The sequence below is a fragment of the Limosilactobacillus pontis genome (assembly GCF_002940945.1).
GTDB classification, from domain to species: domain Bacteria; phylum Bacillota; class Bacilli; order Lactobacillales; family Lactobacillaceae; genus Limosilactobacillus; species Limosilactobacillus pontis_A.
The window spans coordinates 29,047-44,218 of record NZ_PNFV01000006.1; the positions used below are offsets into that span (position 1 = coordinate 29,047).

12 protein-coding genes are annotated in these 15,172 nt (G+C 50.2%); 6 read left to right on the forward strand and 6 right to left on the reverse strand.

The window, feature by feature from the left end:
• Positions 1–25 precede the first annotated feature (25 nt).
• The 3 genes from CK797_RS06020 to helD all read right to left on the reverse strand — a co-directional run bounded on the left by CK797_RS06020 (position 26) and on the right by helD (position 5,257).
• Complete coding sequence (locus tag CK797_RS06020; RefSeq protein WP_104688858.1) at positions 26–397, reverse strand: cupredoxin domain-containing protein; 372 nt, start codon at positions 395–397, stop codon at positions 26–28.
• A 136-nt stretch (positions 398–533) separates the two neighbouring features.
• A complete protein-coding gene (locus tag CK797_RS06025; RefSeq protein ID WP_104688859.1) occupies positions 534–2,630 on the reverse strand; it encodes an LTA synthase family protein in 2,097 nt (698 codons plus the stop codon).
• A gap of 326 nt (positions 2,631–2,956) precedes the next feature.
• Positions 2,957–5,257: an RNA polymerase recycling motor HelD gene (gene helD, locus CK797_RS06030; RefSeq protein WP_104688860.1), complete on the reverse strand. Its 2,301-nt coding sequence runs from the start codon at positions 5,255–5,257 to the stop codon at positions 2,957–2,959.
• A gap of 351 nt (positions 5,258–5,608) precedes the next feature.
• Between helD and CK797_RS06035 the strand changes: the two genes are divergently transcribed.
• From CK797_RS06035 to CK797_RS06050, 4 genes are all read left to right on the forward strand, one after another.
• Positions 5,609–6,259, forward strand: coding sequence for a DedA family protein (locus CK797_RS06035; protein ID WP_104688861.1), 651 nt, complete (start codon positions 5,609–5,611; stop codon positions 6,257–6,259).
• An 88-nt stretch (positions 6,260–6,347) separates the two neighbouring features.
• A complete protein-coding gene (locus tag CK797_RS06040) occupies positions 6,348–7,004 on the forward strand; it encodes a histidine phosphatase family protein (RefSeq protein WP_104688862.1) in 657 nt (218 codons plus the stop codon).
• A gap of 29 nt (positions 7,005–7,033) precedes the next feature.
• Entirely contained in the window at positions 7,034–8,314 is a 1,281-nt protein-coding gene (hflX, locus tag CK797_RS06045) for a GTPase HflX (protein WP_104688863.1), read from the forward strand.
• Between the two features lie 68 nt (positions 8,315–8,382).
• On the forward strand, positions 8,383–8,904 hold the full coding sequence (locus CK797_RS06050) for a PAS domain-containing protein (RefSeq protein WP_104688864.1): 522 nt from the start codon (positions 8,383–8,385) through the stop codon (positions 8,902–8,904).
• Between the two features lie 60 nt (positions 8,905–8,964).
• On the opposite strand, the gene CK797_RS06055 is transcribed toward CK797_RS06050, so the two are convergent.
• From CK797_RS06055 to CK797_RS06065, 3 genes are all read right to left on the reverse strand, one after another.
• Positions 8,965–9,957: a D-2-hydroxyacid dehydrogenase gene (locus CK797_RS06055; protein WP_104688865.1), complete on the reverse strand. Its 993-nt coding sequence runs from the start codon at positions 9,955–9,957 to the stop codon at positions 8,965–8,967.
• A gap of 145 nt (positions 9,958–10,102) precedes the next feature.
• Entirely contained in the window at positions 10,103–12,931 is a 2,829-nt protein-coding gene (locus CK797_RS06060; RefSeq protein ID WP_104688866.1) for a YhgE/Pip domain-containing protein, read from the reverse strand.
• Between the two features lie 24 nt (positions 12,932–12,955).
• The gene (locus CK797_RS06065; protein ID WP_104688867.1) at positions 12,956–13,510 is read right to left on the reverse strand and encodes a TetR/AcrR family transcriptional regulator; all 555 of its coding nucleotides are present in this window, start codon (positions 13,508–13,510) and stop codon (positions 12,956–12,958) included.
• 281 nt (positions 13,511–13,791) lie between these two features.
• On the opposite strand from CK797_RS06065, the gene CK797_RS06070 reads away from it, so the two are divergent.
• Together CK797_RS06070 and CK797_RS06075 are read left to right on the forward strand one after the other, a co-directional pair.
• The gene (locus CK797_RS06070; RefSeq protein ID WP_104688868.1) at positions 13,792–14,838 is read left to right on the forward strand and encodes an aldose epimerase family protein; all 1,047 of its coding nucleotides are present in this window, start codon (positions 13,792–13,794) and stop codon (positions 14,836–14,838) included.
• A gap of 55 nt (positions 14,839–14,893) precedes the next feature.
• Positions 14,894–15,130 (forward strand): PspC domain-containing protein, encoded by a 237-nt coding sequence (locus tag CK797_RS06075; RefSeq protein ID WP_104688869.1) that lies wholly within the window; start codon positions 14,894–14,896, stop codon positions 15,128–15,130.
• Positions 15,131–15,172 lie beyond the last annotated feature (42 nt).

Below are 15,172 nucleotides of genomic sequence, written 5' to 3' on the forward strand. Positions count from 1 at the left end.
TCTAATTCCTCCATCAATCAGATCACTACTTAACAATTACCTTACCGTGGAACATGTCCATTCCGCAGGCGAAGTCGTACTCACCAGCCTGGTCAGTTGGGATGTCGACCGTCGTCACCGGCCGCTTGGTCAAATCCTCATTGACCCCGAGCTTATCAAAAACGACGTGAGAGAGGCAGGCAGTCGAATCCTGCATATCAAATTTGACTTTTCCCGGTACTCCCTTTTTCAAGACAACGGTGGATGGCGAATAGCCACCCTTAACAACCACTGTAGCCGCTTGCGTGTTCCCGTTAATCGTGGCATTCCCTGCCGCTTCGGTATGCTTGCCAAAGAACCACCACAAAATCGCACCGATCAGAACTAAACCAATGACTACTGCTAAAATCTGTCCCATTATTTTTCACCTCGTCAAATTTCTTGTTTACATTTGTAATTCAATTATTAGGTTATACCCGTTGTTTACATTTGTCAACACAAGTGCAAACAAAAAGCGGCGATCGCGCAAGCATGCGTAATCACCGCTGTTTTAACTACGGCTTCGGGAAAGTTAAGCTTGGATAATCCTTCAGCTCCGGCGCATTGGTCGTGTAGTCATCAAAGGTACTTTGGTTATTATTTTGACTCTTCAGGCTGGTCTTCTGCTTCTTTTGCTGCTTCTTCAGGTTCTTCAGACTCTTCTTAAGATTGTAAGTGTAGTCCTTCTTGTTAACCTTCTTGAAGCCTGGTAGCTTGTAGAAGCGAAGCAGGTCGCCATTTATGACCCGATCGGACAGGCCAAGGTCAGTGGTGACGAACTTTTGAATCTTGCTGAATTCTGCCTTCTGCTTTGGCGTTGCCTTGGTAATCTGCTTCCCATTCTTAGTGTAGAAGTAATCGCCATTGTACTTGGTGTACTTCGGTGTTACCCAGTCACCGTCACGGAATGGCACAATCTGGTTACGTTCCGGCGACAGAAGATCCTGACCAAACTGAATGTAGTTCTTAGAGCTGATTCCCAGCAGGTCCTCTAAGGTCGGCAGGACGTCGATCTCGCCACCATAAGTGTGGTCGATCCCTCCCTTGAGACCCGGCATGTTGATCATAAATGGTACTTTCTGGAACATGGCTAGGTCGTAGTTGGTCAGCTTCTTCTTGTGGAGGATCTGGGCAATCGCCGGCTGGTGGTTGTTAGAAATCCCATAGTGGTCCCCATACAGAATCAGAACACTGTTTTGTCGCAGACCAGATTTATCCAAGTAGTCGAGGAACTCGCCGAGCGCCTCATCCAGGTAACGAGCTGTCTGAATATATGGGTCCACCGTGTCGTCACCAGTCTTCCACGGCTCAATATCCTTGTTCTGCTTATCCAGAATGTACGGATAGTGGTTCGTGACCGTGATGATTTTGGCATAGAACGGTTGCGGCAACTGCTCAATGTAGTGGGCCGTGTCCTTCATGAAGATCTTATCCTTCATCCCGTAACCGGCGTCGTAGTCCTTAATCTTCGGGTAGTATTCCTTGCTAAAGAAATACTGGTAGCCAAATGACTTATAAGCATTGTCCCGGTTCCAAAAGCTCGGAACATCCCCGTGGAAGGAAGCTGTCGTGTAGCCAAGCTTCTGGTGGAGAAGAGCCGGTGCGGACTGGAAGGTGTTGGTAGTTCCGTCAGTAACCATTGCAGAACCCTCTGGTAAGCCAAAGAGGGAATTTTCCAACATTGTTTCAGCATCGGCCGTCTTCCCTTGACCAACCTGGTGGAAGAAGTTATCAAAAGCTAGGGTGTCATTGGCGTGATAGAGCCTATTCAGGTTCGGCATGACCTCTTGACCGTCCTGCTTGTAATCAATCATAAACTGTTGGAGACTCTCCAGGTGAATAACGAAGATGTTCTTCCCCTTGGCAACTCCTTCATACTGAACATTTGGTCCAGCGTAGTTATGGTGGATAAAGTTCAGAACCGGCTTAAGCTCGTCCTGGTTGGCCCGGGCCTTGACGACGCTGTTGTGGGTAGTCTTGACCCCATCATAGATCGTGTAAGCCTGCAGACCTAGGTACTTAACAATGTAGTTATTATCGAAGGTCCGGGTCAAAAGCTGTGACCGGTCCTTCTCCGCCATTCCCAGGTTAGCGCCAAACAGCACCAGGCCGAGCATCGTGATCGTCATAGCGTAGCGAATCTTGAAGTAGCGCATGTCGACCCGGATGATATGGAACAAGAGGATTAAGGCGAGAATAATCACGTCAGCATAGACGAAGAAATCCTCAGGCCGTATGATCCCCATCAGGCTCTTTCCCAGATTGTTGGAAGCGGCCCCCGACCCCTTGATCACGTTAAAGGTGATGAAGTCGGAAAATTCACGGTAGTATAAGATATTTGCAAAGAGCCAGGTCGATAACAAGGCATTGATGATGATCATCAGCCAATAGGACAACCGGCCCCGGAAGTACAGCGCAATTCCAAGGAAGACCAATGCTCCCGGAATTGTATTGAACGCGAGCAGGAAGTGTTGCATACTTCCCTTGACACCAAGGTTGAACTCATTTTGATATGCCCAGTAGCTCTTGATACAGAAAAAGAGCACCACAAGCAGGAAGAAGCCAAGCTTGGTGTTCAAGCCGCGTCGTAGCTTCTGCAACGCTGTTTTCATGTTTGTTCCTCCAGAAAAAAAGATCAATACTTACAATAATACACTATTAACTGTAATGGCAATCATAATTGGTTCATTTTTCAAAAAAGTTTAGAATTTAATCCAGTAATCCGCCATTCATATTAAAAGGGTTGTGGCAAAACAATGTTTTGCCGCAACCCCGTTTGCTTATTGTCGAGTATTACAAAGATATCACGTGCCATAACCCAGGGCCTTAGAGTCTAGCTACGGACAATCGCTGGCCCGTTCTGTGCCAACAATTGTCCTAGGCTACTAGCCCTACAGGTCCTAACCGTGGGTTATGTCACAGCTCCTTTACATTCATGCTAGTGTTCAATGAGCTGGTACTCGTCCTTGGGTACCCCAGCCAGCAGTGACGTTGGCTGACCAGTCACCGTCAAAGTCAAGGCATGCATAGCACGGGAACAGATCGTGTAGAGAAGCTGCCGTTCGTCATCGCCATGATACTGTTGGTCGTTGGCGTTCCAAACAATAACTGCATCAAACTCCAGCCCCTTGGCCAGGAAGGACGGCACGATGATCGGTCCTTTGACCAGACGCTGATTTTCGGTCCGAATCAGGGTTGCCTTAACATTACGCCGCTCCAGCTCCTGGTAAAGGACTTCACAGTCTGCCAAAGTCTTACCAATGATAGCCACCGCGTCGTGTTCCTGCTGGTACTTCTGCAGGGTAGCGACTACAGCATCCACGCTCCCGGCCGTATCCGAATTGACGACAACCTGGGGCAGGTCGCCATTCCGGTTAAAGGCTTCGATAGCCTCCCCGTCGACAAGCAGGTGCTTGGTGAAGTCCGTAATCTGCTTGGTCGACCGGTAGGATTTGGTCAGTTGAACTACCTTAGTCTTCGCCGGGTCAAACAGGGTCCCAAGCTGCTTTAAAAGAGAGTGGCTGTTGGCGTGGGTGAAGATTGCCTGGTTGAGGTCACCCAGCAGCGTGTACTTGGCCTTCGGAAAACGGTACTTTAAGTAGGCAAGCTGGTAAGCATCATAATCCTGAACCTCGTCAACAAAGACGTAGCGAATATCACGTTGCCCCTTACGCCCGGTGATCAGGTCATAAAGGTAGAGATAGATCGTAATACCGCTGGCACTGATCTTCCCCTGCTTCAGGTCGTCCTTAACCCCATCGACGTATTTCTGCCAATCCGCAGCGGTCAGACCATACTCCGCCAGGTCAACTAGCTTCGGGGTAACCCGGAGAAGATGAAGGAACTGGCCGTTGATGTTGATCCATTGGTTATGGTTAATCGCCTGTTTAATCGGCTCGAAGGCTTTCATGACGATCCGTCGGGCCAGGAAACGATACTCCTTATCGTCGCTCTCGAACTCCCGCGGCTCGTTGGCAAAGAGGTCATCGATCTCTTCCTTGCTTAGGTCCTGGATACGCTGTTCTACCCACTTGCTCCGCATTTCACTGGACACGCGGTGGTTAAGGTACTTGATCAGGGCTTCTTTGGTCCCATCTAGGCGGTTGCCCAAGTTGTAATTGTTGTTGAAGGAGTAGTAGATCTCCTTAATCTTCTCCTTACTAATGAAGACCTTACCATTAAACATGATATTGCGGAACCGCATATTAGCGTGGCCCAGGTGCTGGGCATAACGACCGGTCAGCTTGAAGTACTGGAGGCTGGTAACCAGGCGTTGGACCTGCTGGGTCGTCGGCGTCTGGCTAGCCGCAAAACGCTGGGCTAGGGTCTGGACGTGGAGACGTGGTACCCGGCGGTTAACGAATTGGAAGTAGGTCATCTGGACCATATTGTGCTCCCCCAGCTCCGGCAGCACCTGGTCGATATAGTCATTGAAGAGCTGATTGGGCGAGAAGAGGACCACTTGGGATGAAGTCAAGTTCCCCCGGTATCGGTAAAGAAGCCAGGCAACCCGTTGCAAAACTGTTGCCGTTTTTCCAGAGCCAGCTGCCCCCTGGACAAAAAGCAGGTCGTCCTTAGTATCCCGGATGATCTCGTTTTGAGTCCGTTGGATCGTCGTCACGATGCTCTTCATCTTGGTACTAGAGTGGTTGCCCAGGGCTTCAAGGAGCATCTGGTCCCCAACCTGCTCATCGGTATCAAAGATAGTCACAATCGTTCCATCCTTAATCTGAAACTGGCGCTTCAAGGTTAAGTCAACCTCCTGCTTGCCTACCGGAGTGTCATAACTAACCTTACCCAGCTTGCCCTCATAATAGACAGAGGAAATCGGCGCCCGCCAGTCATACACCAGGAAGTGATCAGGCCGGTCACTGAACGAGGCCAGGCCAATATAGATCGATTCCGGCTTGGTAGCCCCCTTTTCCTGGAAGTCGATCCGGGCAAAGTAGGGCTTTTTCTCCAGCCGTTGCAGGGTGGCCAGATGGTCGGCTGCGTGCTGCCAGCTATTCTGCCGTTCATCGAGCATCTGCTGCTGAGCACGGAAAGACATCGCCGTGTCCATCATCCCCGAATACGTGGTTGTATTGAGGTGGATGTCATCGATTTGCTTGTTGATTCCCTTGATGTCATGCTTAGCGGTGCTGATCTTCTGCTCGGCCTTATCTTCAGCCTGCTTGATCTCCTTCACCACGTGGTCTAAGTGTCCCTGCTCATACTTTCTTACTGCATCTTCAACCACTGATATCTTCCTTTCTGCTTAAGAGATCGGGAAACTTTTCCCCACCAGTTACCCTTAGTTTTGTATATTACAATGCATTTACGGGAAATAGGAGCATCCGTAGCGTTTAAGCCCATTTGACTACAAACAAAAGCCAGCGTACCCATTCAAGACTAACCGTACGAAATACTGAGAAACCTATTTCCCAGCCCCATTAAAATCGTCTTACTATTATATCATTATCTCCGCGATGACCGTAAACGTTTCGTCGCGGAGTAAAGGATTGATTAACTTTTGACCAAAATACTAGGCAAGCGTATGCCAAACAACCTACAATAGAAATAGGATTATACATTCGAAAGGAGGGGTTCCATGGCCCACATTTTCTATATCCTGACTCATATTGCGGAAACCCTGATTCCGATGTTTCAATGGCTGGGGCCGTGGAGCTATGTCATTCTCTTCACCCTGGTTTTCATGGAGACCGGACTAGTGGTCTTCCCCTGGTTGCCAGGCGGATCACTAGTTTTTTTAACCAGCTCATTCATTGCCGTCAAACCGGTTTTGAAGATGGAGATCGTGATTCCCGTTTTCTTTTTTGCTGCCTTCATCGGTGACTCGGTCAACTACTATATTGGTCACCGTCTCTCCCACTGGCGCTGGCTCAAACGCCGGCTGGAAGGCCCCCGGGTGGTAGCAGCCGGTGAGTTTCTCGATAAGTACGGTTTCTGGGCGGTTGCCTTTGGCCGCTTTGTTCCCTTCATTCGGTCCTTTATCCCGCTGATCTCTGGAATTATGGGCTACAGTTTCCACCGCTTCACCGTCGGCAACATGGTCGGAGTCGCCGCCTGGGTGGCCCTGGGGTGCGGTTGCGGCTACTTTTTTGGGAAAATTCCGTTCGTTCGTAACCACTTCTCACTGCTCATCCTGCTCTTTATTCTGGCAGCCCTAGGGTTTGCCGGGCTGACTTTTATCATCAAGCTGATCCGGCAAAAGATTATCCGAAAAAACCGGATGCTGTAAGTAAGCGGGTTTGCTACTATTCATAAGTTATTTCATGTTAAAATGGGTACAGGATTTTATTCAATTTAAATAAAGGAGTTTTGCTATTATGGCAATTCATGTTTACTTTGTTCGTCACGGTCAGACCTACCTAAACCGCTACAACCGGATGCAGGGTTGGTCTGACGCCCCACTCACCGAAAAGGGAAAGGCCGATGCCGCACACGCTGGCAAGCTGCTTTCAAAGGTACACTTTGATTACCTCTTCAGTAGTGACCTGCCACGAACCCTGGCCACCTCTCGCCTGCTCCTTGCCGCGGACCCGAACACTACCATCACGGAGCCAATTCCTGAACCAGCATTCCGTGAGGAGTTCTTCGGTTCGTTTGAAGGACAAAACGGTGCTGAATTTGCCGATTTTCTGGGCGGTGCGGAAGGTTACCACTCTTTTGCCGCCATGGTCGGCGGTTGGGGTCCTGACAAACTAAAGGACAAGATTGCCGCAGCCGACCAATACGGCGATGCTGAGGACCACATCCAGTTCTGGAACCGGATCAGCAGGGGATTTGACCGCCTACGGGCCCTTCCTAACGGCTCCACCGCTGTGGTGGTTTCCCACGGGGCCACGATCCGCTCCATCGCCGCCCACTACTCCACTGAATTAGATCCTGGCGAGTCACCACGCAACGGTAGCATCACTAAACTAACCCTTGATGGCGATCACACCCACGTTGATTTTTACAATAAACTTGAAATACCAGAATAACTAATCCACAAAGGGGGAAAATGCTCTTAATGGATACCAACATACAATCTGATGAATTAGTAATCATCACCGGTCTGGATACGGGCCAAGAAGACTATGACTATTCCATGGTTGAACTCGCCGAACTAGCCCAGGCCAACCATATGGACGTGGTGCAACGAGTCGACCAGATCATCGACCGACCGAACCCAGCCACCTACTTTGGGAAGGGAAAGGTTCAGGAGATCAGTGACGTGGCGGCCGCCAACCACGCCACGACAATTATCACCAACGATGAGCTGACACCAAGCCAGCTTCGTAATCTTGAAGAGGAGACCAGCTGCCGGATCCTAGACCGGACTGCACTGATCCTTGAGATCTTTGCCACTCGTGCCAAGACCAAGGAGGCCAAGCTCCAGGTCCAGATTGCTGAACTCCAGTACCGGCTGCCCCGTCTTCAGACCAGCGCCAGCCAGCGGCTTGATCAGCAGACCGGTGGTGGGAGCGGCTTTACTAACCGGGGTGCCGGTGAAACCAAATTGGAAATGGACCGGCGAACAATCCAACACCAAATCACCCACCTCCGCCACGAGTTGGCTGCCATCGCTAAGTCCGAGAAGACCAAGCGCAAGCAACGGGCCAAGAGTGAGATCCCAACGGCTGCCTTGGTTGGCTACACCAACTCCGGTAAGTCCACCATCATGAACGGGCTGGTCAAACGCTATGGAAAGGTTGAGGATAAGACCGTCTTTGAGAAGGATATGCTCTTCGCTACCCTGGACACCAGTGTGCGGCGAATGACCCTTCCTGGTCAAAAGGAATTTCTGCTCAGCGATACGGTCGGTTTTGTCAGCAAGCTACCGACCCAGCTAGTGGAATCATTCAAGTCCACCCTGGCTGAGGCTGCCAATGCCGACCTCCTCATCCAGGTGATTGACTATTCCGATCCCCACTACGAGGAAATGATGGCGACAACTAAGCAGACCTTGCGACAGATTGGCATCCATGATATCCCAATGGTCAACGTCTTCAACAAGGCCGATAAGACCGAGATTGAATTTCCAGTCCTGGAAGGTGATGACCAAATCGTTATTTCCGCCAAGCAGGATGCCTCCCTGGAACTGCTGGTGGACATTATTCGCAAGCACCTTTTCAAAGACTATGTCCATGTTAAGCTCCTGGTACCGTTTGCCGACGGGCAAGTTGTTTCCTACCTCAACGAACACTCTAATATTCTGGACACAAAGTACCAGAATGAGGGGACTCTGCTGACGGTCGAAGCTGCCCCGCAGGACTACCAGCGATTCGCTAAGTACGAGGTTAAATCCTGATCATATGCTAAAATAGTCGATGAGTATACGCTACTCATCGGCTATTTCTAATTCAGGGGGTATTTATCATGGCAACTGATATTCCGTTTCAAGCTGGTAGCTTTGTCCAATTTCCGACCGGTCGGGTCAATCTGGCGGACATCCACGCACTCTTTGCAACAATGCCCTACGAACTCGACTATGTCAATGCCGATGACCAGTACGTCTGGTATTCACCTAATCCCTGGCGTGATAATGATCGTCTTCAGAAGCGGCTTAACCATCCCGTTCTCGGCTGTCACCCCCAGCACGTTGTCCCAATGGTCAAGCAGGTTCTCCATCTTCTCCATACTGGAGAAAAAGACATGGTCGAGTCACCCCAGGTGATGGATGGACACCGGACCCTGATTCGCTACTACGCTGTGCGCAACCAGACTGGCGACTACCTGGGCGCTCTCCAGGTAACTGAGGACGTCGAACATATCTGCCGTCTCAGTGAGCAACACGCTTTTACACACGGTATCGTCGATGGTCAAATCGTCGACGGTGTCACTACCGCCTCAATTGAGAGTCATCAGGACAACCGTCCCAACAACACAACCGAGAAATAACAATATCAAAAAAGCCTTCGTAAACCAGTTATTCACTGGCATACGAAGGCTCGCTTAGTTTTAAAGGTGAACTTCATTGTGGGACCGCTGACCAGTGACAACCCGAACTACATCATTCAGGCTGATCTCGACCATATTTCTAATCGAAGTCTTGGTGAAGAAGGCGACGTGCGGTGTGATCAAGACGTTCGGCATCGCGTGAAGGCGCTGGTAGTCAGCTGGCAGCTGATCAATTGCCACTTCCTGGTTGAAGAAGCTGGTCTCATCGGCCAGGGTGTCGAGGCCGGCCCCGGCGATCTCATGATTTTCCAGAGCGGCAATCAAGTCAGTGGTGTTAATCAGGCCACCCCGAGCCATATTGATCACAATCGCATTCTTTTTCATGGCCGCAAATTGGGGTGCTGCCAACATGTCCTTGGTACTTGGCAGTAACGGCGTGTGGAGGGAGATGATGTCAGCACACTTGATAATCGTATCGAAGTCAGTGTACTCAACATATGGAGCGTATTCGACATTCTTATTCGGATCATAAGCGAGAACCCGGGCACCGAGAGCCTTATAGAGCTGGGCAGTGGCACCACCGATATTGCCCAGACCGATGATCCCAACCGTCTGCGTATAGATCTCATCACTAATCAAATCAGGACTCCAACGGAAATCGCCCTGATTCATTCGGTCAGTGAATTCACCAATGTGGCGCAAAAGGTACATCGCATGCGTCAGGCCCATCTCAGCAATCGCCCGTGGTGAATAGACAGCCACGTTGGTCACGACAATACTATTGGCCCGGCACGCTGCTAGGTCAATCATGTCGTAACCTGCTGTCCGGGTTGCGATCTGCTTGATCCCCATCTCGGCCAGTTTCTGATACACCGACGGGTCGCCGAGTGGCTTTGTCTGCTGGATTGAGAGACCATCGAAGCCCTGCGCCAAGTCAATGGTACGGTCATTCAGCTGGTCGCTGACCATTTTAACCTCGTTACCAGTCTTCTCCATCCAGTCCTGAACGTACTTGCGCTCGGCCTTGCTGGTACCATACATAATAATCTTCATAATTCTCATTCCTTTTCTGAAAGCTCTTCCATTACTAGAATAACACCGAACCTGTCAGGCGTCACCAAGGTTTTTGTTCATTAGGCGTACCCCAAAAGACAAACAAAGTGTCCGTCACCTATACAGCAACGGACACTTCATTAAATTATTTCTTATCCCGGTCGGATTGAATTCCGCCGTCGTTTTCCATCTTATCAAGGAACTTCTGATCCTTATCCAACCGCGGGAAGAGGTTGAAGGTATGAGAACGAATCCCAATCATTGAGGCCCACAGTAGGAGGAAGAAGACCACAGCAATCCCGAGCAGAACAGCGTTGCAGAACATGGCGTAGTGCTCGCCTAATCCGCTACTAATCGATTGCCGCAAACCCTGAATAGAATAGGTCATCGGCAGGAACCAGTGAATCACGTTGTAGAACTTCATCGTGACTTCCATTGGGAAGGTCCCACCAGAACCACCAAGTTGCAGCATCAGGAGAACCATGGCCAGGAAACGGCCAGGGTTATCGAAGGTCATTGACAGGAACATCACGATCGCCATCGAGGCCAGCCCGAAGCAGATCGTCGTCAAGAAGAATGACGGAACGTGGTCGATATGCAAGCCACAAGCCATCATGATCCCATCCTCTACGATCGCCATTGCGGCGGCTACGGTACTGCCAATTACAACCTTGCTCCCCCACCATGCAGTTGCGGATTTGCCTGGTGCTGCAATCCGCCGAATTGGGTAAACAAAGTTGAAGACCAGCATCCCAACATAGAGGGCAACTGACAGGACGTAAGGAGCCAGGGCGTGGCCGTAGTTCGGTACGTAACTGTAGTTCTTGTGCTGGAGCTGGGTTGGTTCAGCAAACATCTTAGCCGTCCGGGCAGTTGGCTTAATACCATTGATGGTCTTAGCACCATGACCCAGGGATGATGCCAGCTGACCGGCACCGGCGTTCAGCCGCGCGATCCCGGAAATCAAGGCTGGTGAATTATCCTGGAGCTGCTGAGTTCCGGCGGCCAGTTGGTTAACCCCAGCCACTAGGGTTGGAATCTGGTTGTTGAGCTGATCGAGTGCACCGGCTAACTGCATGGCACCGGAATTCAACTGGCCACTGTTGGCGTTCAGCTGACTGATCCCGTTGCCCAGCTGACCAACTCCGGCCGTGTATTGGTTAATACCACTGGCTAGTTGGTTGGCACCGATTGTGGCAGTGTGAACACCGGCTGTATATTGGTTAATCCCGGTTTGGGCAGTTTGGGCACCGGACCGGAACTTGTTAGCACCGGCTGTTGCCTGGCTGCTTAGTTGGTTGGCACCGGCTGTTGCCTGGCTGCTCAGCTGGTTGGCACCGGCTGTTGCCTGGCTACTCAGTTGGTTAGCACCAGCGGCTAACTTTGCGGTTCCTTCTTGAAGAGCCTTGATCTGATTTGGCAAGCCGGCAATCGTTCCCTTATAACCATCAAGCTGACCCAGCAGTTGGTTAGCCTGGTTCATCACTGTCGTTGCCTGGTCAATCGTACCAGACATATGATTAAGACTACCCAATTGAGTTTGCAGGTCCTTAAGACTATCGTTAAGGTTATTCAGTTGACTCAGGGTCCCAGACATTCCTTGAATCGTTTCAGCATTGGACTTTGCCATTCCGGCAATTTCCTGTAACTGTCCTTTGATTTTATCATCACTTGTGCTTCCCGCAAGAGAGGCAGCGGTTGCGGCAATCTTGGCATCATTACCAGCAACACCATTTAGCTTACCCAATTCACCTTGGGCACCGCTGATGGCCCCACTAGCATTTTGAAGCTTACCGGCCGCCGCAGATGCAGCAGTCAATGATGTCTTGGCCTCGCCGAGGGCTGCGCTTAATTGGACAATATTTTTCTTCATCTGATCAGCCTGGTCCAGAGTCCCCATAATTCCAGCAGTATCAATACCACTAAGAGAACTGTTTACCTGGTTGTTAATCTCGTTAGCACCGTTAGCAAGTTTAGTTGAACCACCAGAAACACCAGTAGCTAATTTATTGGCACCACCAGAAACACCAGTAGCTAACTGACTGGCACCGCCGGAAATCCCAGTAGCTAGGGTATCAGCGCCATTCGCCAGCTGGGCACCACCATTTCGTAGGTCGACACCTTTACTATCTAAAATTTCCAGCCCTGACCGGAGTTGACCGGCACCGCCATTTAGGGATCCAGAATTAGCCATTAGCTGGCTCACTCCAGCACCGAGCATGCTGACGCCACCGGTGTACTGCCGAATCCCGTTAGCGAGGGTCTGACTACCACTGGCTAGTTGAGCGGCACCTGCAGTCAATGGGGCTACCTTAACCCGCATCTCCTGGACACCGTTATTTACCTGGCTGACTCCGGCAACGTACTGATTAACCCCATTATTCAGCGTTACAATCCCGGTATCAAGCTGTTTGGCACCATTAGCGGCCTTGCTCATGCCTTTGCCGACCACATGGAGTTCCTTAAACATGGCCGAGGCATAGGCATTCGTGACAGAAGCCCGAATTTTGGTATTCAGCTTCTGCATCCCCATCTGGGAGATAACCTCCCCGATCATGTTCAAAGAGTCGTTGGTCTCGTACTTCAGCTTCATCGTCTTCGGGTGCTTATCCATTACTGTAGCAGCATTCTTGGAAAAGTCCTTCGGGATGGTGACCACCGTGTAATACTTCCGATCCTTCAAGCCCTCTTGAGCCTTTTTGGCCGAGACAAACTCCCACTTCAGGGCGTGATTGGTTTTCAGATTCTTAATTGTCTGATCCCCAACATCCATCTTACGTCCCTGATATACGACCGGGTCATCCTTGTTGACAACCGCCACCGGCAGGTCCTGCGTATTCCCGTACGGGTCCCATACCGACTTCAGGAAGAAGATACTGTATAGGAAGGGAATGATACAGATGACCAGGGTCGAAATCAGCAGGATTTTATTATGGTAGATATTCTTAAACTCCTGCTTGATCATTTCCCACATTTTTCTCTTTCACCTCGAATTTACTTAATCACACATTTTTTCGTCGGAGAGGCTGTGGACCGTCTCCCGAACGAAGTTGATGACTTCCTCAACGGGCACATTGTAGTTCTTGCTTTGCCACCAGTGGAAACCACCAAGGATCGCGCCACTCAGCGTGTAAGCCAGCAGTTCCGGATTGTCCGACTTTTGCAACGCCTGGATAACCGGGTCGTTACTCTCCTGCTCGCTCCGTTCCAAAAACATCTGAGTCAGAATCTGCAGCAGTTCCGAGTACAGGGAACTGTGGGTGTCACTGGCAGCAAGGTGGCGAACCATGTCGCGGTGCTGATCAATATAAAGAACTACTTGTTTAACAATATCATCCTCAGAAGAATTACCATTATCAACGATCCGCACCACCTGGGCCTTCAATGTCTGCTCCAGCAGGTCGTACTTGTCATTGAAATAACGGTAAAAACTGCTCCGGTGCAGCAGAGCCTCCTTACAAATCTGGTCAACCGTCAGGTGATCAAAAGAGTTGGTTTCCAGCAGGACCATCAGAGCATTCTGAAAATCCCGAACTGTTCGTGTAACGCGCATCAACTATTCCTCCCCTCTGTTGCTTTTTCAACATGAATACTATATAACGTTCTGATATCAAACAACAGAACTTTTTAAGAATATTTGTTCTTAAATGCGACAATAGTTTCAAAATGTACCGAAAGCCGGGTGAATGTATCAATGATTGACCATTGAACAGTTTTAGTCGTAAAGTGCTTAATATTCCTATATTTAGATTAGAATTAACCAAATTACCGTGGATATTCCAGTGAATATGCTACAATCGCAAGTGAAAGCAAATATGCAGGAGGCGTTTGATCATGAAGATTGCAACAGAAAAATTCGGAGAATACCGCAATCAGGATGTCATAAAGTACACCCTGACCAACGATAATAATGTCAGCATCAGTGTCCTCAACTTCGCAGGGATCTGGCAGGCCTACATGGTTCCCAATACACGGGGCGGACGCGTCAACCTCCTCCTCGCCGCTGATACCTTCGATCCCTACATTGAACACGGCAGTCTCTACGCCGGGCGAATTATCGGACGAACCGCCGGTCGGATCGCCGGTGGCCGGTTCGACATCGACGGTCAATCATACAGTGTACCGGCCAACGAGGGCGATAACCTCCTCCACGGCGGCGCCAACGGGCTGAGCCAGCAGTTCTACCAGGTAGAAACTAAGCAGGATGCTGATCAGGCCCAGGCAGTCCTAACAACCAGTATTGATTCGACCACTGACCATTTTCCAGGCAAGGAGGACGTCAAAGTCACCTACACCCTGGCCAACGACAACAGTGTCACCATCGACTTCGATGGTCAAACCGATTCGAAGACCCTCTTCAACCCAACTAGTCACACTTACTGGAACCTGTCTGGTGAAGCGAAGACAATCCAGGGCCACGTACTGACTCTCAATTCAACTTACCACTTACAGCTGGACGATGAGAAGCTGCCGACTGGGAAAAAAGTCCTCAACAAGAATACCCCGTTTGACTTCAAGTACCCGACCGTTCTCGGTACTGCCCTTCAACACCTGCAGGAGGAGCACAATCCAGAAGGCGGCTTTGATGATGCCTTCGTGGTCCTGCCAAGCAACCGATTGGCCCACGAACCAGTCGCAGTACTGATGGATGCCGCCACTGGCCGTAAGATCAAAATGTACTCCGATCGTAACGGCCTGGTGGTTTACACCGCCAATGGGCTCCAAGTACCGGACTACAATCGGCCGGCAGGCAGCTGGTTTGCGATCGCCCTTGAGGGACAAACATTGCCGGATGCTCCTCATCACCCGCAGTTTGGTGATATTGCCCTGCGGCCTGGCCACCCTGAACACTTCCAATTACGTTATGAGTACTTTGCCTAGTGAAATGATATAATTAGGGTAGTTAATCGCTATGAATTGATTGGAGGTCTTAATCATGGAAAAGAAGTTAACAAAATCAAAGAACAAGGTTTTCTTAGGGGTCTGTGGTGGTCTCGCTGACTACTTCGGTATCGATCCTACTCTTGTACGACTGATCACCTTAGTTCTCTTGGTCATAACTGGGTTCTTCCCAATCGGCCTGATCTACCTGGTGGCTGGTTTGATAATGCCCGACGCCAAGGGTAAGGGCGGCAAGCACGTCGTCGAGGGTGAGTTCAAGGAACACAAGTAATATCACAAAAGCACTGCCTAGGGAGAAAAACTTCCAGGCAGT